The sequence below is a fragment of the Neorhizobium sp. PAMB6716 genome (assembly GCF_058242805.1).
Genome location: NZ_CM177835.1, coordinates 204,438 through 224,112 on the forward strand (window position 1 = coordinate 204,438; position 19,675 = coordinate 224,112).

20 protein-coding genes are annotated in these 19,675 nt (G+C 59.6%); 14 read left to right on the plus strand and 6 right to left on the minus strand.

Going from position 1 to position 19,675, the window contains the following annotated elements; genetic code table 11:
• The first annotated feature begins 257 nt into the window (after positions 1-257).
• Genes AC4CWH_RS00965 through AC4CWH_RS00975 form a run of 3 tightly spaced genes read left to right on the plus strand, consistent with a single transcriptional unit; the run spans position 258 to position 1,591 of the window.
• A complete protein-coding gene (locus AC4CWH_RS00965) occupies positions 258-578 on the plus strand; it encodes an ElaB/YgaM/YqjD family protein (RefSeq protein WP_491320015.1) in 321 nt (106 codons plus the stop codon).
• Between the two features lie 2 nt (positions 579-580).
• A complete protein-coding gene (locus AC4CWH_RS00970) occupies positions 581-1,027 on the plus strand; it encodes a hypothetical protein (RefSeq protein WP_491320016.1) in 447 nt (148 codons plus the stop codon).
• Between the two features lie 51 nt (positions 1,028-1,078).
• Positions 1,079-1,591 (plus strand): Dps family protein, encoded by a 513-nt coding sequence (locus AC4CWH_RS00975; RefSeq protein WP_491283767.1) that lies wholly within the window; start codon positions 1,079-1,081, stop codon positions 1,589-1,591.
• Positions 1,592-1,641: 50 nt separating this feature from the next.
• Here AC4CWH_RS00975 and AC4CWH_RS00980 read toward each other — a convergent pair whose 3' ends face one another.
• Entirely contained in the window at positions 1,642-2,400 is a 759-nt protein-coding gene (locus AC4CWH_RS00980; RefSeq protein ID WP_491320017.1) for a Crp/Fnr family transcriptional regulator, read from the minus strand.
• A gap of 131 nt (positions 2,401-2,531) precedes the next feature.
• Between AC4CWH_RS00980 and AC4CWH_RS00985 the strand changes: the two genes are divergently transcribed.
• A complete protein-coding gene (locus AC4CWH_RS00985; protein WP_491320018.1) occupies positions 2,532-2,912 on the plus strand; it encodes a hypothetical protein in 381 nt (126 codons plus the stop codon).
• Here AC4CWH_RS00985 and AC4CWH_RS00990 read toward each other — a convergent pair.
• Both AC4CWH_RS00990 and AC4CWH_RS00995 read right to left on the minus strand, forming a co-directional pair.
• Positions 2,892-3,458, minus strand: coding sequence for an RNA polymerase sigma factor (locus AC4CWH_RS00990; protein ID WP_491283770.1), 567 nt, complete (start codon positions 3,456-3,458; stop codon positions 2,892-2,894). The two genes, AC4CWH_RS00985 and AC4CWH_RS00990, sit on opposite strands and share 21 nt — an antisense overlap.
• Positions 3,455-3,637, minus strand: coding sequence for a NepR family anti-sigma factor (locus AC4CWH_RS00995; RefSeq protein WP_491285182.1), 183 nt, complete (start codon positions 3,635-3,637; stop codon positions 3,455-3,457). The genes AC4CWH_RS00990 and AC4CWH_RS00995 overlap by 4 nt, the downstream gene beginning before the upstream one ends.
• A 165-nt stretch (positions 3,638-3,802) precedes the next feature.
• Between AC4CWH_RS00995 and AC4CWH_RS01000 the strand changes: the two genes are divergently transcribed.
• Positions 3,803-4,597, plus strand: a complete 795-nt coding sequence (locus AC4CWH_RS01000) for a response regulator (protein WP_491283771.1) — start codon at positions 3,803-3,805, stop codon at positions 4,595-4,597.
• A gap of 351 nt (positions 4,598-4,948) precedes the next feature.
• Positions 4,949-5,959 (plus strand): sensor histidine kinase, encoded by a 1,011-nt coding sequence (locus AC4CWH_RS01005; protein ID WP_491283772.1) that lies wholly within the window; start codon positions 4,949-4,951, stop codon positions 5,957-5,959.
• Between the two features lie 324 nt (positions 5,960-6,283).
• Here AC4CWH_RS01005 and AC4CWH_RS01010 read toward each other — a convergent pair whose 3' ends face one another.
• From AC4CWH_RS01010 to AC4CWH_RS01020, 3 genes are all read right to left on the minus strand, one after another.
• Positions 6,284-7,147, minus strand: coding sequence for an ABC transporter permease (locus AC4CWH_RS01010; RefSeq protein ID WP_491285184.1), 864 nt, complete (start codon positions 7,145-7,147; stop codon positions 6,284-6,286).
• A 49-nt stretch (positions 7,148-7,196) separates the two neighbouring features.
• A complete protein-coding gene (locus AC4CWH_RS01015; protein ID WP_491320019.1) occupies positions 7,197-8,207 on the minus strand; it encodes an ABC transporter permease in 1,011 nt (336 codons plus the stop codon).
• A 71-nt stretch (positions 8,208-8,278) separates the two neighbouring features.
• Complete coding sequence (locus AC4CWH_RS01020) at positions 8,279-9,979, minus strand: peptide ABC transporter substrate-binding protein (protein WP_491283774.1); 1,701 nt, start codon at positions 9,977-9,979, stop codon at positions 8,279-8,281.
• 313 nt (positions 9,980-10,292) lie between these two features.
• On the opposite strand from AC4CWH_RS01020, the gene AC4CWH_RS01025 reads away from it, so the two are divergent.
• The 8 genes from AC4CWH_RS01025 (at position 10,293) to AC4CWH_RS01060 (ending at position 19,630) form a co-directional block, all read left to right on the plus strand.
• Positions 10,293-11,456, plus strand: coding sequence for a M20 aminoacylase family protein (locus AC4CWH_RS01025; protein ID WP_491320020.1), 1,164 nt, complete (start codon positions 10,293-10,295; stop codon positions 11,454-11,456).
• A gap of 27 nt (positions 11,457-11,483) precedes the next feature.
• A complete protein-coding gene (locus AC4CWH_RS01030) occupies positions 11,484-13,331 on the plus strand; it encodes an ABC transporter ATP-binding protein (RefSeq protein ID WP_491320021.1) in 1,848 nt (615 codons plus the stop codon).
• A 152-nt stretch (positions 13,332-13,483) separates the two neighbouring features.
• Positions 13,484-14,437, plus strand: coding sequence for a sugar-binding transcriptional regulator (locus tag AC4CWH_RS01035; protein ID WP_491320022.1), 954 nt, complete (start codon positions 13,484-13,486; stop codon positions 14,435-14,437).
• A gap of 145 nt (positions 14,438-14,582) precedes the next feature.
• Positions 14,583-15,899, plus strand: a complete 1,317-nt coding sequence (locus tag AC4CWH_RS01040; RefSeq protein ID WP_491320023.1) for an ABC transporter substrate-binding protein — start codon at positions 14,583-14,585, stop codon at positions 15,897-15,899.
• A 224-nt stretch (positions 15,900-16,123) separates the two neighbouring features.
• A complete protein-coding gene (locus tag AC4CWH_RS01045) occupies positions 16,124-16,996 on the plus strand; it encodes a carbohydrate ABC transporter permease (RefSeq protein WP_491320024.1) in 873 nt (290 codons plus the stop codon).
• 3 nt (positions 16,997-16,999) lie between these two features.
• The gene (locus tag AC4CWH_RS01050) at positions 17,000-17,830 is read left to right on the plus strand and encodes a carbohydrate ABC transporter permease (protein WP_491283780.1); all 831 of its coding nucleotides are present in this window, start codon (positions 17,000-17,002) and stop codon (positions 17,828-17,830) included.
• A 28-nt stretch (positions 17,831-17,858) separates the two neighbouring features.
• On the plus strand, positions 17,859-18,857 hold the full coding sequence (locus AC4CWH_RS01055; RefSeq protein WP_491320025.1) for an ABC transporter ATP-binding protein: 999 nt from the start codon (positions 17,859-17,861) through the stop codon (positions 18,855-18,857).
• Entirely contained in the window at positions 18,854-19,630 is a 777-nt protein-coding gene (locus AC4CWH_RS01060) for an L-iditol 2-dehydrogenase (protein WP_491320026.1), read from the plus strand. The genes AC4CWH_RS01055 and AC4CWH_RS01060 overlap by 4 nt, the downstream gene beginning before the upstream one ends.
• Positions 19,631-19,675: the final 45 nt, after the last annotated feature.

Genomic DNA, 19,675 nt, shown 5'->3' on the forward strand with positions numbered 1-19,675 from the left:
TCTCGCTCAAGGCTTCTTCGCGTGCGCGTCTTTAGAACGCAAGAAGCCTTCCAGCTTGTGTGCATCGAGGTTCAACCGGGGCGCCGACATCCTTTGGAACAAAACGACGGCATCGTCGTTGACGGGCGAACCATTGCAGCGCCGGGCATTTGTGAACAATGCGGGAAGGCTGTCTGTAACGCAGTCAGGAGCTTGTCTCGCACGAGGTAGATGCGGGCCAGGCCGTGTCGTCACGTTTCAAGGAGAACCGAATGTCCATGAACTCGCCGAATGAATTTCCGCGCACCGGCTCGCAGGCCGATATCGAATTGCAGCTTCAGCAGCTGCGCGAAGATATTGCAGCGCTTGCCCGCACCGTCGCCGCTGCCGGCTCCAACAAGGCGGAAGATCTGAAGGGCCGCGCCAAGCGCGCTTCGCATGATGCCATGGATGCTTCCGCCCAGATGATGGACGCAGCAAAGGCCCAGGCGATGTCGATGGAACGCGATCTTGAGCGCCAGATCCGCACCAAGCCGTTGCAGTCGGTAGCCATTGCCGCCGGTGTCGGCTTCCTGTTCGCGCTCCTGTCGCGCCGCTGATCATGGGCGGTCTTGCGCCTCTCCTGATGTCGCTGGTGTCGATGGACGTCAGCGCCACCGTCAGCCGGCTTCGACGCAACACGGTTCTTTATGTCATCGCGGCTCTGTTCGTGCTGACGGCCTATGGGGCTGCGGTTGCAGCCTTTGCCGTCTATCTTGCGACCATGATGAGTATTGCCGCAGCGCTCGGCATCGTTGCCGTTCTGGCGCTCGCTTTTGCGCTGATCGTGTTTTCCGTGGTTCTCCTCAAGAACAAGGCCGATGAAAGGCGAAGGCGGGAACAGGCGTCCAGCAACCGTGCGCTGATGATCACGGCCGCACTCTCGGCATTGCCGATCCTCATGAAATCGCGGCCGCTCGCGGCTGCAACCATCCTGGGCGGCATCACGCTCTTTGCGATGCGCGCAATGGGTGGCAACCCTGATGATCCTGCGCAGCCGGACCCGTAACGCCGGCTGCCCTTCCAAATGCTTGATACTTCCCGAAGAAGGAGACGTCCCATGGCGACTGCATCCGCTGTCCTGAAACACAAGTCCCACGACGAGAACATCAATATCGGTCTCGAAAAGGCCTACCGGGATTCCATCGCAGAAAGCCTGTCGCAGATCCTTGCGGCCACCTATCGGCTGACGATCAAGAGCCACATCTACCATTGGAACGTTGTCGGCCCGCTGTTCAAGCCATTGCATGAACTCACCGAGGAGCATTACGGAAAGCTGTTTGCCGCCGTCGACATCATTGCCGAGCGCATCCGCGCCCTTGGTCATCTGGCCCCGGCAACCCTCGGCGAAGCGGCCGATTTCGCCCCAAAATCAGGCGATGTCGGCAAACTGACGGCGCTTGCCATGGTCGAGGACCTGATTTCCGACCATGAAACGGCAGTCAAGGCCATGCGCAAGGCGGCCGAAGACGCGGATGAAGCCGGTGACGTGGTGACGGCAGACATGCTGACCGATCGCCTAGCCTTCCATGAAAAGGCGCTGTGGATGCTGCGCGCCATCGTGTCGGAATAGTCAGCCTCACCGGACACTGGATACGGTTTGTTTCCTCGGGCCAGCGCTCCTCAGATAAAGGGGCGCTGGCCTTCTTCCGTCGGCCGCCAGCCGGCAATGTCGAACAGCTTTTCGCGCTCCAGCACTTCCGAGCCGCGATCGAGCCAGCGCAACACATGGGCGTCTGAAAGGCGGCGTAGCGTCTTGTTGGTGTGAACCAGCGACAGGCCAAGCGTATCGGCCACATGCTGCTGGGTCAGCGGCAGGATCTTTGGGCCTTCCTCGTTGAAGATGCCGGTCACATGGGCGCGGTGATCGAGGAAGGCAAGAAGATAGGCCGCCCGTTCCAGCGCCGTGCGCCGCCCGATGCTCAAGAGGTGCTCGTCCAGCATGGATTCCTCGCGCGAGGCAATCCACGTCAGGTCGTAACCGAGCGACGGATGCTGGCGAAACAGCGAGGTCAGCCGATCGCGTTCGAAGATGCACAGCGTCATCCGCGTCAGGGCTTCCACGGAATGCAGCATTTCGCGCATCAGGTTGCCCTGCAGGCCGACGAGATCGCCGGGCAGGATGTAATTGAGGATCTGCCGACGACCATCCTCCAGGATCTTGTAGCGAAACCCCCAGCCGGCCATCACCGTATAAAGCTGCGGATGCATCTCACCCTCGACGATGATCGTGGCGCCTGGATCGGCGGCCAGTTCGCCGATCTTGAAGCTGGAGACGAAGCCCAGTTCATCCTGCGTGAAATCGCGAAAGTTTTCGCGGCGCCGCAGCGGGCAGAGATTGCAGGGGATGCGGGGAGGACTGAATGGTTTCATTTGAGCCATGAACGGACCGGAGGCGAAAGATTGAACCATTCTAACCCAAGAATGCGACACAGCATGTGTCTTTTTTAAATGACCCCCTGCGATGGGAGTGGTCTACGGCATTGCTCACGTCATCAACCGGGAAACACCGTGTGCATGTCCTCGTTATCGATGTCGAATATCTCGTGGCTCTCGAGGCTGAACAGGTCTTGACCGAACGACTGGGGTGTATGGTGGATATCGCTGTCCCCCGCGAGATCCCGCAATCCCTGGAAAGCCGCCGGTTCGACGTTCTTTTCCTGAACACATTCCTGTTGTCGCCAGCAGTGGAAGACACCGTCCGGCGTCTGCAGGCATCTGGCGTTGGTGTGGTATTCTCATCGATCGATCGCATGCATCAGCGCGGGATGCCGGCTTTTCCCGGCATCCGCGTGATTAAACGTCCATTTGATGATCAGGAGCTTGTGGAAAGCGTGAGCGATGCAGCCGGCGTTCGTGACGCCGTGCGCAGATCAGCTGCCGAAGGCGCGTGAGGTAATTGCCGCATCGCCTGGATCCGGGCCGAAATCGCTTTCGCCGGAAACACCGAGAATTTCCTGCAGTCTTGAGCGGGCGCGGGAGACGCGGCTCTTGATCGTGCCGACGGCACATCCGCAGATCGTCGCGGCTTCCTCATAGGCAAAGCCGGCAGCACCGACCAGAATGATGGCCTCGCGCTGATCGTCAGGCAGCGTGTCGAGCGCCTTGCGGAAATCCTGCAGATCGAGACGGCCATATTGTTCGGGGTGAACGGAAAACCGCTCGCTGAACAGGCCATCGGTATCTTGCACTTCGCGGCCGCGCTTGCGCATCTGGCTGTAGAATTCGTTGCGCAGGATGGTAAAAAGCCAGGCGCGCATGTTCGTGCCCGCCGTGAAGCTGCCCTGGTTTGCCCAGGCCTTCATGATCGTGTCCTGCACCAGATCGTCCGCCTTATCGTGGCGTCCTGTCAGGGACACGGCGAAGGCGCGAAGATTGGGCAAAGATGCCAATAGGTCGCGCTTGAAGGCGCGATCGACGTCCTCGTCCTTGGTGGTCATTTTGATTTTACCGCCTTGGCGTTTTTTTCCGCCTCGTCCAGACGCTCGAGAAGTTCCAGAAACCGATCCGGAATGCCTTCCTCTTGCACAGCGTCGTAGAATTCCCGCAATTTTCGGGATATCGACGCGTTCGGCTGCATTGCGCCCGGCCGGAAGTTGTTCGATTGTGCTGTTGTCATCTTATCTTTGTTTCTGGTCTCGTCGTCACTCATCACAGGCGCCTGTTGCGATATCGTTCCGTTAAATGCGTAGCTCGAAAAAAAGTTCCGCGTGTTTGGAACTTTTTTTTGCCGCATCCGTTGATACCACGTTAATTGCCCGCTGGGCATCAGGGGAGATTCTGAATGTCACTTACCTCACGCGTTGCGTCCCACCTTCCTTACCTGCGCCGCTACGCCCGCGCAGTCACAGGATCGCAGACCTCGGGGGACGCATATGTTGCTGCGGTCTTGGAGGCATTGATTGCAGATGTTTCCATTTTTCCGGAAACGTCCAAGGACCGCGTTTCGCTTTACAAACTCTTTGTCGCCATTTTTGGTTCCACGTCGATCGAGATCCGTCCGATCGAGTCTCCCTTTGCCTGGGAGCAGCGGGCCGTGGCCAATCTTGCCAATTTGCCCTCGCAGGCACGCCATGCCTTCCTGCTGATTTCGGTGGAAGGTTTCACCATCGAGGAAACGGCAGAAATTCTGGGCGCGGAAGTCGAAGAGGCCACGCGCCTGCTCGATGAGGCCTCGCGCGAGATTTCCCGCCAGGTCGCAACGGACATCATGATCATCGAGGACGAGCCGTTGATCGCGCTCGACATCGAGCAGATGGTGCAGGATCTCGGCCATCGCGTCACCGGCATTGCCCGCACGCATAAGGAAGCGGTTGCTCTCTTCCAGACATCGCAGCCCAAGATGGTTCTGGCCGATATTCAGCTCGCCGACGGAAGTTCGGGCATCGATGCGGTGAACGAAATCCTGAAATCCTCCAGCGTGCCGGTGATCTTCATCACCGCCTTCCCGGAACGTCTTCTGACCGGCGAACGTCCGGAACCGGCTTTCCTGGTCACCAAGCCTTTTAACCCTGATATGGTCAAGGCGCTGATCAGCCAGGCGCTGTTCTTCAATGATACGGTGAAGGCTGCGGCCTGATCTGTGTCAAAACATTTCGACGCCCATGATGGCATGACGGTTTTTCGGGAACATTCGTTAGAGCGATGCGTTCAGTCGCAGCTAACAATCATCGGAAGTCGCTCTGTCATCATGGTGTCGAGTGCTTCCCATCAAGAAAAGAAGACAGTTACGGCCGTTGCGCATCTGGCGCGGTTTTAAGATGACGCGTGCCGATAAGGGCATCGGCACCTGTCTTCATTGTGGTTTATTCATGGCCGGTTGGGTTGTCCCTCCCTGGCTTAGGGCCTATAAAGGCGTTTCATTGGCCGGGTTGCGGCGTTTGCAACCTGCATGTTTTTAAGGCCAATAGGAAAGGGCGGAGTAGAATTGTTGTCGCATCAGCTGACATGGCAACAGGCTGGTGAAAGTGACGACAAGCTGCGTGAGTTCTTCATGCCTGCCCTTGTCGATCTGGGTGCCAGCGTGATCATCCAGGATCTCGATCGCAATTACCTGTTTGTGACCAATCTCCCGTCCGTATGGACCGCCGGTTTGACCGAATCCCCGAGCGACAGAAGTCTTTTCGGTGACGATATCGCTGAAAAGCTCAGAATGCTGAAGGATGGCATTACCGAAGCGGGCGTGAAGAAACATCTGGAGATTTCCGTCAATTCCGATGAGATCTACGAGTTTCGGGTCCAGGCCGTCGCCTTGTCGGCAGGCGGCCTTCATCTTGTCACAACCATCGTCGACCGATCGGAGGAGCGCCATCGCGAGCGGCTGCTGCGTGCACTTCTGCGCGAGGTCAGCCACCGCTCGAAGAACCTTTTGGCGATCATCCAGAGCATTGCCCTGCAAACGGCGCGATATTCCGTCTCGCTCGACATGTTTCTCAACAAGTTCCGCGGCCGGCTTTATTCGCTGTCGCAGTCGCAGGATCTGATCACCGATTCCAGCTGGCGCGGCGCCTATTTCTTTGAACTGGTGCGTCAGCAGACGGACAAGTACCTGCCGGAAAACCAGCAGCAGGTGAAGGTGAGCGGTGATGACGTTCTTCTGTCGCCGAATGCGTCGCTTCATCTGGGGCTTGCCCTTCACGAACTGATCGTCAACGCCGTCAGCCATGGTTCACTCGTCAAGAGCGGGCGTGCCATCGGCATCAGCTGTAACCGTGTCCAGGCAAACGGTCAGGATTCGCTGGAAGTGCGCTGGGACGAGGGGCTTGCGCCGATGGCGAACCGCACCGATCCGCGTGAAGAGGAAAACCTCAAGGCGCATTTCGGCAGCACTGTGCTGGAACGTGTTGTGCCGGCGTCCGTCAATGGCAAGGCCCATTACGTGATCACGCCTGAGCGTATCAGCTACAGTCTGGTCTTCCCGCTGGAACACGCATCCGAATAATTGTTTAGCGCGGTCGCTCATGGGCGGCCCATGTCCTCCCGAGTTTTCCCGAAAGTTGCAAGGAACATTTCTGCATAAAAAAACGGTCTCGATTTCCGGGGAAATCGAGACCGTTGGTCTCTTCGAGGGGGATGAAGAGGCATCTGGAAGCTTTGAAGGGCGGGGGACGGGGGCGCTTCCAGATGTACTAAGAACGAGCGGCCCGCTTCTTGGTTCCGCAGTTTCTCAAAAAAATCATTATTTTTTTCGAACCCCGATGCGGCGACCTTACGCCATGGAAAAGGCGCCCCCGAGAGGGCGCCTTACCAGGTGGTTTGTATGGTCTCAGTTGGTGACGGTGCGGGGATCGAGCGCGTCGCGCACGGCATCGCCGACATAGTTGATGCTCAACACCGTCAGCGAGATTGCAAGCCCCGGCCACATGACACGCGAGGGCGTGATCTGCAGAAAGTTCGTGCCGTCAAACAACAGGCGCCCCCAGGTCGGGAAGTCGGAGGGAAAACCGAGCCCGAGGAAAGACAGCGCCGATTCGGTGATGATGGCGGAGGCAATGCCAAGCGTTGCCGAGACCATGATCGATGAGAGCACGTTCGGCAGGATATGCCGGAGCACGATGCGATATTCCCGCATGCCGCTGCTTTTGGCCGCCAGGATGAATTCCTGGCTTTTGACCGCCAGCACATCGCCGCGCACGATGCGGGCAGTGTGCATCCAGCTCGTAATGCCGATGACGAAGACGATCAGGATGAAGATGCCGGTTTCCGGGCCGAAGGCTGTGCGCAGCGTATCGCGAAACAGCAGGATGATCACCAGCAGGAGCGGCAGGAGCGGCAGCGCCAGAAAGAGGTCGGTCAGCCGCATCAGAGGCCCGTCCAGCCGGCGGAAATAACCGGAGAGCACGCCGACCAGTGTGCCGAGCAGCAGCGACAGCAGCATGGCGGTCATGCCCACGGCAAGCGAGATCTGGCCGCCCGCCATCACCTGCGCCAGCATGTCGTGCCCCAGATTGTCGGTGCCGAACGGATGCAGCAGCGATGGCCCCTGGTTCTTGGCGCGGATATCGATCTTGTTCGGGTCGATCGTGTGGATGAACGGCCCGACATAAACGATGAGCAGGATGGCGATGAACACGATGAGGCCGGCAACACCGCCCTTATGAGCGGCAAATTTGCGCCGGAACAGCGCCATCGGCGTCTCATTGGCGGCGCGGGTATCGGCGAGAATTGCGGCGGCTGTGTCAGTCATAGCGGATCCTCGGATCAAGGATGCCGTAGAGCACATCGGCAATCAGATTGAACAAAACGATGAGGACGGCAAAGATGAAGGTCAGCGTCTGCACCAGCGGAATATCGGCGCCCTGCACGGCGGTGATGAGCAATTGTCCAAGCCCGTTCACGCGAAAGATCTGCTCGGTGATGATGGCGCCGGAAAAGATCGTGGGCACGCCAAGCGCAATGACGGTGACGACAGGGATCAGGCTGTTGCGCAGCACATGCACCAGAAGCACGGCCTTTTCCTTGACACCCTTGGCACGCGCCGTGCGCACATAATCCTGGCTGAGATTATCCAGCATGGAGGCGCGCACGAACCGGGTGATCTGCGATGCATTGTAGAGCGACAGCACAAGAACCGGCAGGAACATCTGGCGCATCTGCGCAATCAGGCTCGACCAGTCGTTGACGACGAGATTGGTGTCGTAGATCGACGGAAACCACTGCAGCCAGGACGAAAAGATCACGATCAGCAGCACGCCGGTGAAGAAGGTCGGAACCGAATAACCGACCATGGTGACGAAGGTGCCAACCTGATCGAAGATCGAATATTGCCGATAGGCGGAGATGACGCCGACAGGAATGGCAAGCAGGATGCCAAACACATAGGCCATGCCAACAACCCAGAGCGTTTGCGGCATGCGCTGGACAATGAGGTCCACCACGGGGCTGCGGGTGGCCCAGGAGAGCACGCGCATGCGGTTGCCATCGCCGAACTGCCAACCGGTCATCTGTTCGATGATGTTAAGCGGTTCATTAACGAAGAACTGCTGCAGCCATTTCAGATAGCGGAAAATGAAGGGCTGATCGAGGCCCATGGCGGCACGGATCTGTTCGCGCACTTCCGGCGGAATGGTCAGCGGCAGGTCGCCGAGCGGGTCGTTCGGCGCCAGATCGAGCAGCGCGAAGATGACGAAACTTATGACAAGCAGCGTCGGTACGGCAAACATCAGTCGCCGGATCGTGTAGGTAAACATTCATTGGTCTCCAGACGTCCGCGGAGAAGCAAATGCCGGTTCCGCAGAGAGCGGAACCGGCGTTCAGTGTGTTACTTCTTGCGGGACCAGTCTGCGACGTTCCACAGTTCGGAATCCCAGGCATTCATCTTGACGCCCTGAAGCGTCACGGCCGTTGCCGAAATCTGGCCGCGGTGAATGAGGGGAATGTGGGCGCCTTCGGCCGTCAGCATGTCATTGGCCTTCTTGGCCAGTTCCGCGCGCTGCTTCAGGTCGGCCGTCTTGGACAGCTCGGCGACGATCTTGTCATAGGCCGGGTTGCAGTAACGCGGCATGTTCTGGCCCTGCCAGCCGTTGGCCGGGGCCGGGATTTTGTTGCACAGCCATTCGGTCAGGTATTTTTCCGGGTCTGTGCCATCGAAGTTGTTGGTGTACATTTCAACGTCGGCATAGAACTTCTGGAATGTGTCAGGGCTTGCCGGGTCACCGCCGAAGAAGACGGAGGCCGAGATGTTGCGCAGCTCGCTGGCCACGCCGATCTGCTGCCACCAATCCTTGACGAGAGCCTGGGTGCCCTGGCGAACCGAATTGGTCGAGGTCTGGTAGAGGTAGGAAAGCTTGACGCCATCCTTGGCGCGGATGCCATCGCCACCCTTTTTCCAGCCGGCATCGTCGAGCAGTTTGTTGGCACCTTCGATATCCTGCTTCAGGCACCAGTCATTGGCCGTCGAAATGTAGATATCCGGGGCCGGTACGATGTTGCAGGTGGGCTTGCCGGCTGCGCCATACCCGGCTTCGTTGATGATGTCGCGGTCGATGGCCATCGACAGCGCCTTGCGCACGGCCGGATCCGACAGCGACGGATGTTTGCCGCCTTCGACGGTCGAACGCTTGTCGCCAAGCGCCGGATCGGGGTTCGTCCAGTTGAGGTTGATACGCTCGACCTGCGTACCGAACGCCGTGACGAGCGTGCCCTTGCCGGCCTTCATCATGGTTTCGAGCACTTCCGGCTCGACCTGCATGTTCCAGCCATAATCGAATTCGCCGGTTTCCAGAACCGCACGCGCCGCCGAGGCCGCATCGCCACCGCCCTTCAGGGTGACGGAGGCAAAGGCCGGCTTTGCCGCATCCCGAAAATTCGGGTTGGCGGTAAAGGTGATCACGTCGTTCGGCTTGAATTCCTTGACGACGAAGGGACCAGTACCGATCGGGCCGAAATTGGCGGACGTGCAGCCGGGAGCCTTGGCGCCGACGCAATCCTTGAACTGCGCCTTCTGGATGACAGGAGACTGGGCGCCGACAAAAGCACCGTAGGGATAATATTTCGGCTCGGCGAAGGACACTTTGACCGTCTGCGGATCGACGGCTTCGACCTTCGTGATGCCTTCATACTGGGCCTTCTGGGCGCAACCGCCATCGGGTGCCGTGCAATACTGCCAGGTGAAGACGACGTCGTCAGCCGTAAACGCACTGCCGTCCGACCACTTGACGCCCGGCTTGATCTTCCAGGTGATGCTCTTCATGTCGGAGGCGACGCCGCCATTGGCAACCGTCGGGATTTCGCTTACCAGCCATGGCACCAGCGTTCCGGTTTCGTCGTAACGCGCCAGCGGTTCGATGACCATGGAAGAGCTGTAGACTTCTTTTGTGCCGCCGGAGAGATACGGGTTGAGGGTGGAGACCGCCTGCCAGAACAGGATTTTCAGGTCGCCATCGGTGCCCCGCGCCTGCGCTGCGCCGCCAAGCGCCAGTGCGGCCACGGTGCCGGCCAGCAGGATTTTCAAGCTCTTCATTCTTTTCCCCTTGAAGATATATTTTTGAGATGTCTTGGCCGCGCCTCGGCCCTGGTCGTTTCAGACCTATTCCTGCCCCGCTGTTTCCTCCCAGCCGGGCAGTGAATTGCTTTCCTCGTCTCCTTGCGTGACGGTATCCCGCTGCCGGCCTTTCCGGCTCGTGCAGAGGACTTTGACCAAAATTTAAGCTATCTAAGCACAAGCCTATTTTACGTTCAAGGACGAAAATTGAAGCTTGCAAAATGCGCGAAGGACGTCGCAATATCCCCGTCATCTGAGGGAAACAGCTTAAAAGACAAACGAGGTTGCATCAATGCCAGTTCTCAATCGCGCTGCCGAAATGCAGGACGAAGTCGCCGGGTGGAGACGTCATCTGCATGAAAACCCGGAGCTTTTGTATGATGTCATCCACACCTCCTCGTTTGTTGCGCAAAAACTGAAGGCCTTCGGCTGCGATGTGGTGGAGACCGGCATCGGCCGCACCGGCGTGGTCGGCCTCATCAAGGGAACGCTGGGAGATGGCCCGGTCATCGGCATGCGCGCCGATATGGATGCCCTGCCGATCCTCGAAGACACCGGCGTTCCGTGGGCCTCGAAGACCCCCGGCAAGGCCCATTCCTGCGGCCATGACGGGCACACCGCCATGCTGCTCGGAGCGGCCCAGTATCTCTGCGAGACCCGCCGTTTCGCAGGCTCGGTCGCTGTCATCTTCCAGCCGGCCGAAGAAGGTGGCGCTGGCGGCCTTGCGATGGTCGAGGACGGCATGATGGAGAAGTTTGCCATCAAGGAAGTGTATGGCATGCACAATTCTCCCGGCCTGCCGCTGGGCGACTTTTCGCTGCGCAAGGGTGGCCTGATGGCGGCTGCCGATTCCTTCGATATCGTCGTGAAGGGCAAGGGCAGCCATGCCGCCCAGCCGCATGTCTCCGTCGACCCGGTGCTGACATCCGCCCACATCATCATTGCGTTGCAGTCGATTGCGTCGCGCGGCGTCGATCCCCTGAAATCGGTTGTCGTCTCCGTCACCACGACCCATGGCGGCGATGCCTATAATGTCATTCCGATGGAAGTGAAGCTCACCGGCACGGTGCGCACGCTGGACCCTGACGTGCGCGAGTTTGCCGCAAAACGCCTCGTCGAAGTGGCAGAGGGCACAGCCCTTGCCCATGGTGCGGTGGCCGAAGTCACCTATCACCGCGGTTACCCGGTGACCGTCAACCATCCCGACCAGACGGATTTTGCAGCCTCTGTCGCGGCAAATGTGTCCGGCGAAAAGCGGGTGGAAACCAATGCGGCGCCGAAAATGGGCGCGGAAGATTTTTCCTACATGCTGGAAGCGCGCCCGGGTGCCTTCATTTTCCTCGGCGTCGGCGAAACGGCAAACCTGCACCACCCGGCCTATGACTTCAATGACGAGGCGATCCCTTATGGCATCAGCTACTGGGTCACGCTTGCCGAAACGGCGCTTGCGGCCTGAACCGTCAGCCAGATTAAGGGGAATTTCGTGCTTCTGTCAGACACATTTTCAGCAGGCGCCGGCGGAGCGGTAACACCCGTTCTCTCCGTCGAAAATCTCACCACGTCCTTCCGGGTCAACGGCCACTGGCGCTCGGTGGTGCGAGATATGAGCTTTTCCATTGCCCCGCGCGAGACGGTGGCCATCGTCGGCGAATCCGGCTCCGGCAAGAGCGTCACCTCGCTCTCCCTGATGCGGCTTTTGCCAAAATCGTCCAGCAAGATCGAAGGCAAGGTCATGCTCGGCGGCCGCGATCTTCTGTCGCTGCCGGAAGAGGAGATGCGCAAGGTTCGCGGCAACGACATCTCCATGATCTTCCAAGAGCCGATGACCTCGCTCAACCCGATCTTCCCGATCGGCAAGCAGATCGCCGAAGCGCTCACCGTCCATCAGAACATTTCCTTTGCTGATGCCAAGACGGAAGTGCTGCGGCTGCTCGACAAGGTGCGCATCCCCAATGCCAAGGGGCGCTTTGACGAATATCCGCACCAGTTTTCCGGCGGCATGCGCCAGCGCGTGATGATTGCCATGGCGCTTGCCTCGCGTCCGAAACTGCTGATCGCCGATGAGCCGACGACGGCGCTCGACGTCACCATCCAGGGCCAGATCCTCGATCTCATCAAGGATCTGCAGGAAGAGGAGGGCATGGCGGTTCTCTTCATCACCCATGACATGGGCGTTGTGGCCGAGATTGCCGACCGCACCATCGTGATGTTCCGCGGCGATACGGTGGAAACCGGCGCCACTGACGACATTTTCCATCGCGGCCGGCATCCTTATACCCGCGCGCTGCTGGCAGCTGTGCCGCGCCTCGGCTCGATGCAGGATCGTACGCTGCCGGCGCGGTTCCCGATTATCGATATCCAGTCCGGCGATGCCATGCCGCTCATCGACGTCACCGATACGGTCGCCAAGGGCAAGACGCCGATCCTCGAAGTGAAGGATCTGACGACGCGTTTTGCCATCCGCTCGGGCATTTTCGGGCGCCAGACCGGCGCGGTCCATGCCGTGGAGAAAGTGTCCTTCGATCTCTACGAGGGCGAAACCCTGTCGCTGGTCGGCGAATCCGGCTGTGGAAAATCGACCACCGGCCGCTCGGTCACGCGCCTTGTGGAACCGACCAGCGGGCAGGTGACGCTCGACGGCTATAATGTGATGAACCTCGACCGCACGACGCTGCGCACCATGCGCCGCTCCGTGCAGATGGTTTTTCAGGATCCCTTCGCCAGCCTCAATCCGCGCATGAGTGTCGGGTCTGCGGTCATGGAGCCGTTCATCGAGCACAATCTCGGCTCGAAATCCGACGCACGCGACAAGGCGGCCGATCTCCTCAAAAAGGTCGGTCTGTCGCCGGACATGATGCGGCGTTACCCGCATGAATTTTCCGGCGGCCAGCGCCAGCGCATCGCCATTGCCCGCTCGCTGATGCTCGATCCGAAGGTGATCGTGGCCGACGAGGCGGTGTCTGCGCTCGACGTGTCGATCAAGGCGCAGGTGTGCAACCTGCTTCTCGATCTGCAGCAGAGCCTCAACCTCGCCTACCTGTTCATTTCTCATGATATGGCGGTGGTCGAGCGGGTCAGCCACCGCGTGGCGGTGATGTATCTCGGCGAAATCGTCGAAATCGGCCCACGCGCCGCCGTCTTCGACAATCCGCAGCATCCCTATACGAAAAAGCTGATGGCCGCCGTGCCGGTGCCGGATCCCGCCCGCCGCAGGATCAAGCGCAACTTGTCGACGGACGAGATCAAGAGCCCGGTGCGTGCCGCCGGTTACGTGCCGCCGGTGCGCGAATATCGGCAGGTGTCGGAGGGGCATCTGGTGCAGGTGGAATAGGCTACGGCACAGTAGAAACCGGGCCACACGGCTTGGGCCTTGGCGGTAGTTTGCACGTCCGCGCCGGGCAGGGCGCGGGCATACTGCCCATTTGACAGGGCCGGCACAATCATGCCAGCAACTGAGGCGGGGTTGTTTGCAAGGGTTACCAGATGGCGAGACGGTCGGACACGCAAGGCAGGCTGGACGATGCGGCGCGCGCCGGATGGCTCTATTATGTCGCCGGCCGCACGCAGGATGAGATTGCCGCGGCCATGGGTATCTCGCGCCAGTCGGCGCAACGCCTCGTGTCGCTGGCTGTTGCCGAACGGCTGATCAAGGTCCGGGTCGATCATCCGATTGCTGCCTGCCTTGAACTGTCTGCCGCCTTGAAGGCAAAATTCGATCTCTCTTACGTCGAGGTGGTGCCGTCCGATCCGGCAGGAACCTCCTCGACCGTCGGGATCGCCGAGGCTGCCGCTGCCGAAATCGAGCGCTGGCTGAAAAACCCCGAACCCATCGTGCTCGCCATCGGCACCGGACGCACGCTGAAGGCCGCCGTCGACCAGTTGCCGCCGATGGAATGCCCGCAGCATCGTATCGTCTCGCTCACCGGCAATATCGGGCCGGATGGGTCTGCGGCCTATTACAACGTCATCTTTTCCATGGCCGATGCCATCAAGGCCAGGCATTTTCCAATGCCGCTGCCGGTTCTGTGCTCGTCTGCCGATGAACGCGACCTCCTGCATCTCCAGCCGATCGTGCAATCCACGCTGAAGCTCGGGGCCATGGCCAATGTCACCTTTGTCGGCATCGGCGAACTGGGTATCGATGCGCCGCTCTGTGTCGATGGCTTTCTGGCACCGGAGGAAATGGCGGACCTGATGGCATCGGGTGCGTCCGGCGAGATCTGCGGCTGGATGTTCGATCAGGCCGGGCACCTGCTGGATGATCCGATCAATGATCGCGTCGCCAGTGTGCCCATCCCGCCGCGCGAGAGTGGAACGGTGATTGGCGTGGCGCTTGGAAAACGCAAGGAAAACGCCCTTGCTGCGGCCCTGAAGGGCCGGTTGATCAATGGTCTGATCACCGACGAGGCGACTGCCGGGCATATGCTCGCTCTCTGAGCAAAATTTATTCACTGGAAAATCAAAGGCATGAGCGCTTCGCGCTGCATCGCAGCGATGAATCATGCTTGACATTTGTTGGAGTAAAATGAGTAATTGCCCATGAGCAAAGCGAATGCTCGCAATATTCTTCTGGGAGGAAGATATGACATTGAAGACAATTCTGCTCGGCGCCGTTTCCGCGCTGGCATTTTCCGGCCTTGCCTCGGCCGAAACCCTGACCATCGCCACCGTCAACAACGGCGATATGATCCGCATGCAGAAGCTGACGGATGACTTCAAGGCAAAGAACCCCGGCATCGATCTGGAATGGGTAACGCTGGAAGAAAACGTTCTTCGCCAGCGCGTGACCACTGATATCGCCACCAAAAGCGGCCAGTACGACATCATGACTATCGGCACCTATGAGGTTCCGATCTGGGCCAAGCAGGGCTGGCTGCTGCCGCTCGACAATCTCGGCGCCAAATATGACCAGGCAGACCTTCTGCCAGCGATCAAGGATGCCGTCTCTGTCGATGGTAAGCTTTATGCGGCCCCGTTTTATGGCGAAAGCGCCATGATCATGTACCGCAAGGACCTCTTCGATAAGGCCGGCCTGAAAATGCCGGAAAACCCCAAGTGGGATTTTATTGCCGATGCGGCCCGCAAGATCACCGACAAGGGCTCGGAAACCTACGGCATCTGCCTGCGCGGCAAGGCCGGCTGGGGTGAAAACATGGCTTTCATCACGGCGCTTGCCAATTCCTTTGGCGGCCGCTGGTTCGATGAGAGCTGGAAGGCGCAGTTCGACCAGCCCGAGTGGAAACAGGCGCTGTCCTTCTACGTCAACCTGATGAAGGATGCCGGACCTCCCGGCGCGTCGTCGAACGGCTTCAATGAAAACCTCGCGCTCTTCCAGACCGGCAAGTGCGGCATGTGGATCGATGCGACGGTTGCTGCTTCCTTCGTGTCGAACCCGAAGGAATCCAAGGTTGCCGACAAGGTGGGTTATGCGCTCTTCCCGACCTCGGGTGAACTGACCAACCATGGCAACTGGCTCTGGGCTTGGAACCTCGGCGTTCCCGCCGGCACCAAGAAGGCGGAAGCGGCACAGAAGTTCATCTCCTGGGCAACCGACAAGGCCTATACGGAACTGGTGGCATCGAAGGATGGCTGGGCAAACGTTCCCCCGGGCACGCGCACCTCGCTCTACACCAACCCGGAATACCAGAAGGCCGCACCGTTTGCCGCGATGACTGAGAAGGCGATGACGGCTGCCAATACGGCAAAGCCAACCGTGAAGCCGGTTCCCTATACGGGCGGCCAGTTCGTGGCGATCCCGGAATTCCAGGGCATCGGCACGGCCGTCGGCCAGCAGTTTTCGGCAGCTCTTGCAGGCCAGATGACGGTGGATCAGGCCCTGCAGGGCGCCCAGCAGCTGACCAGCCGCGAAATGGCCAAGGCCGGTTATCCGAAGAAGTAAGAGGCAATAAGCCCTCTCTGCCCTGCCGGGCATCTCCCCCACAAGGGGGGAGAAACCGGGCTGACGCCTTTTGGCCTGCGTCACTGTTCCCAAGGGAACGCCGTGATGCGCCGGTCTTGTCCGGCACGGGTTGCGGCACGTGTCTCCCCCTTGTGGGGGAGATGGCGGCAGCCAGAGAGGGCTTTTTTCCAGTTTCACACTCCAGACAGTAAGCCGGGGCTCCCATGGCAACGACCCACACCCATTCCGCAGCACGGCTGATGATGGCGCCATCGGTCATCCTGCTTTTCGCCTGGATGGCCGTGCCGCTCGGCATGACGATCTACTTCTCCTTCCTGCGCTACAATCTTCTGATGCCGGGCATGGAGGAATATACGGGCTTCCTCAACTACCAGTATTTCCTCACCGATCCCGCCTTCTTGGCAGCGCTCACCAACACGCTTCTGCTGGTCGGCGGGGTGTTGGCCATTACGATTGTCGGCGGCATTGCCTTTGCGCTTCTGCTCGATCAGCCGATTTTTGGCCAAGGCGTCGTGCGCATTCTGGTGATTGCGCCGTTCTTCGTCATGCCGACGGTGTCAGCGCTGGTCTGGAAGAACATGTTTATGAACCCGGTGAACGGGTTGTTTGCCTGGATTGCGCGCAGCCTCGGCTTTGCGCCGGTGGATTTTCTGGCTTCCATCCCGCTGTTGTCGATCATCATCATCGTTGCCTGGCAGTGGCTGCCGTTTGCCACGCTGATCATGCTGACCGCACTTCAGTCTCTCGATGAGGAACAGAAGGATGCCGCTGAAATGGATGGGGCAGGGGCCGTCTCGCGCTTCATCTATATCGTGCTGCCGCACATGGCGCGCGCCATTACCGTCGTCATCCTGATCGAGACGATCTTCCTCCTTTCGGTGTTTGCCGAAATCCTTGTCACCACCAATGGCGGACCGGGCACGGCCAGCACCAATCTCACCTACCTCGTTTATGCGCAGGCACTCCTGCAGTTCGATATCGGCGGAGCATCGGCAGGCGGTATCGTCGCCGTCATCCTCGCCAATATCGTCGCCATCTTCCTCGTGCGCCTTATCGGCAAGAATCTGGAGGCCTGATCCATGGCACGCAAGGTTTCCACCCGCCGCAAACTGGTGATGAGCGCCATCGCCTGGACGCTCGGCATCCTCATCTTCTTCCCCATCCTCTGGACCGTCCTCACCAGCTTCAAGACGGAAGCGGAAGCCGTGGCCTCGCCGCCGTCGTTTCTGTTCTTCCACTGGACGACGGAAAACTATGCGCAGGTTCAGGAGCGTTCGGATTACTTCCTGCACTTCATGAACTCGGTCGTGGTGTCGCTCGGCTCCACCTTCCTCGGTCTCCTCATCGCAATTCCGGCCGCCTGGGCCATGGCGTTTTCGCCAACCAAGCGCACCAAGGACGTGCTGATGTGGATGCTGTCGACAAAAATGATGCCGCCGGTCGGCGCGCTGATCCCGATCTACCTGATCTTCCGCGATGGCGGCCTGCTCGATACCCGCACCGGCCTCGTTATCGTGCTGACGCTGATCAACCTGCCGATCATCGTGTGGATGCTCTACACCTATTTCAAGGAAATCCCCGGCGAGATCCTGGAAGCGGCGCGCATGGATGGTGCCTCGCTGATCAAGGAGATCATCTATGTGCTAACGCCGATGGCGATCCCCGGCATTGCCTCGACGCTTCTGCTCAACATCATCCTCTCCTGGAACGAAGCTTTCTGGACGCTGAACCTAAGCGCCTCGAAAGCCGCACCGCTCACGGCCTTCATCGCCTCCTATTCGAGCCCGGAAGGCCTGTTTTACGCCAAGCTTTCGGCGGCATCGACCATGGCGATTGCGCCGATCCTCATCATGGGCTGGTTCAGCCAGAAACAACTCGTTCGCGGCCTCACCTTCGGTGCGGTCAAGTAGGCGGCGCGGTCAACAAGGAATAAAGACGATGGGCAGTATCACCCTCCGCAATGTCTCCAAGATCTTCGGCGAAGCAAAAGTCATTCCGTCGATCGACCTCGATATCGAAGATGGCGAATTCGTCGTTTTCGTCGGCCCCTCCGGCTGCGGCAAGTCCACGCTGCTGCGCCTGATCGCGGGTCTCGAGGATGTCTCCGGCGGCGAGATCGTCATTGACGGCAAGCCGGCCACCGATGCGCCGCCGGCACGGCGCGGCCTTGCCATGGTCTTCCAGTCCTATGCGCTTTATCCGCATATGAGCGTGCGCTCCAACATCGCCTTTCCGCTGAAAATGGCGGGCATGGACAAGGCCGAGATCGACCGCAAGGTGGCCGATGCCGCCAAGGTGCTGAACCTTACCGATTATCTGGAGCGCAAGCCGCGCCAGCTTTCGGGCGGTCAGCGCCAGCGTGTGGCCATCGGCCGCGCCATCGTGCGCCAGCCGAAGGCGTTCCTGTTCGATGAGCCGCTGTCCAATCTCGATGCGGCACTGCGCGTCAACATGCGGCTGGAAATCAGCGAGCTGCACCAGCAATTGCAGACCACGATGATCTACGTCACCCACGATCAGGTGGAAGCCATGACGATGGCCGACAAGATCGTCGTCCTGAACAAGGGCCGGATTGAGCAGGTCGGCTCGCCGCTCGATCTTTACCGCAAGCCGGCAAACCTTTTTGTTGCGGGCTTCATCGGCTCGCCGAAGATGAACCTCATCGAAGGTGCCTACGCGCAAGCGAATGGCGCCAAAACCGTGGGCATCCGGCCGGAGCACATGGCGCTCTCGCATGATAGCGGCAGCTGGACCGGCACGGTTACCATCGCCGAACATCTGGGTTCCGACACTTTTATGCATATCGATGTCGATGGCATCGGCACGGTGACGGCCCGCGCCGACGGCGATTTCGCCTGCCGCCACGGCGACCGGGTGTACATGACGCCGGACCAGAACCGGCTCTATCGCTTTGACGAGAAAGGACTTGCCCTATGAGCGGAAGACTTCACGGCAAATCCGCCATCATCACCGGCTCGGCCCGTGGCATCGGCCGGGCGTTTGCGGAAGCCTATGTGCGCGAAGGTGCAACCGTTGCCATTGCCGATATCAATCTGGACCGGGCACGGGCCACGGCTTCTGAAATCGGCGCAAATGCCTATGCGGTGGAACTTGATGTGACACAGCAGGCCTCCATTGATGCCGCCGCCAAGGCCGTCGAGGAAAAGGCCGGCGGCGTCGATATCCTCATCAACAATGCCGCGCTGTTTGATCTCGCGCCCATCGTGGAGATTACCCGCGAAAGCTATCAAAAACTGTTTTCGATCAATGTCGAAGGCTCCCTCTTCATGCTGCAGGCGGTGGCGAAATCGATGATCGCCAAGGGCAAGGGTGGCAAGATCATCAACATGGCAAGCCAGGCAGGACGGCGCGGCGAAGCGCTGGTGGCGGTCTACTGCGCCACCAAGGCTGCGATGATTTCGCTGACGCAATCGGCAGGGCTCGATCTCATCCGCCACGGCATCAACGTCAATGCCATTGCGCCTGGTGTCGTGGATGGCGAACACTGGGACGGCGTCGATGCGCTGTTTGCCCGCCACGAAAACCTGCCGCCCGGCGAAAAGAAACGTCAGGTGGGTGCGGCCGTGCCCTTCGGCCGCATGGGCCGCGCCGAGGACCTGACCGGCATGGCCGTGTTTCTTGCCTCGCCGGACGCCGATTACATCGTTGCCCAGACCTACAATGTCGACGGCGGCAACTGGATGAGCTGATCGCCCGCAACCGGGCGTCCGCACTCTGACCTTACAATATGGGAC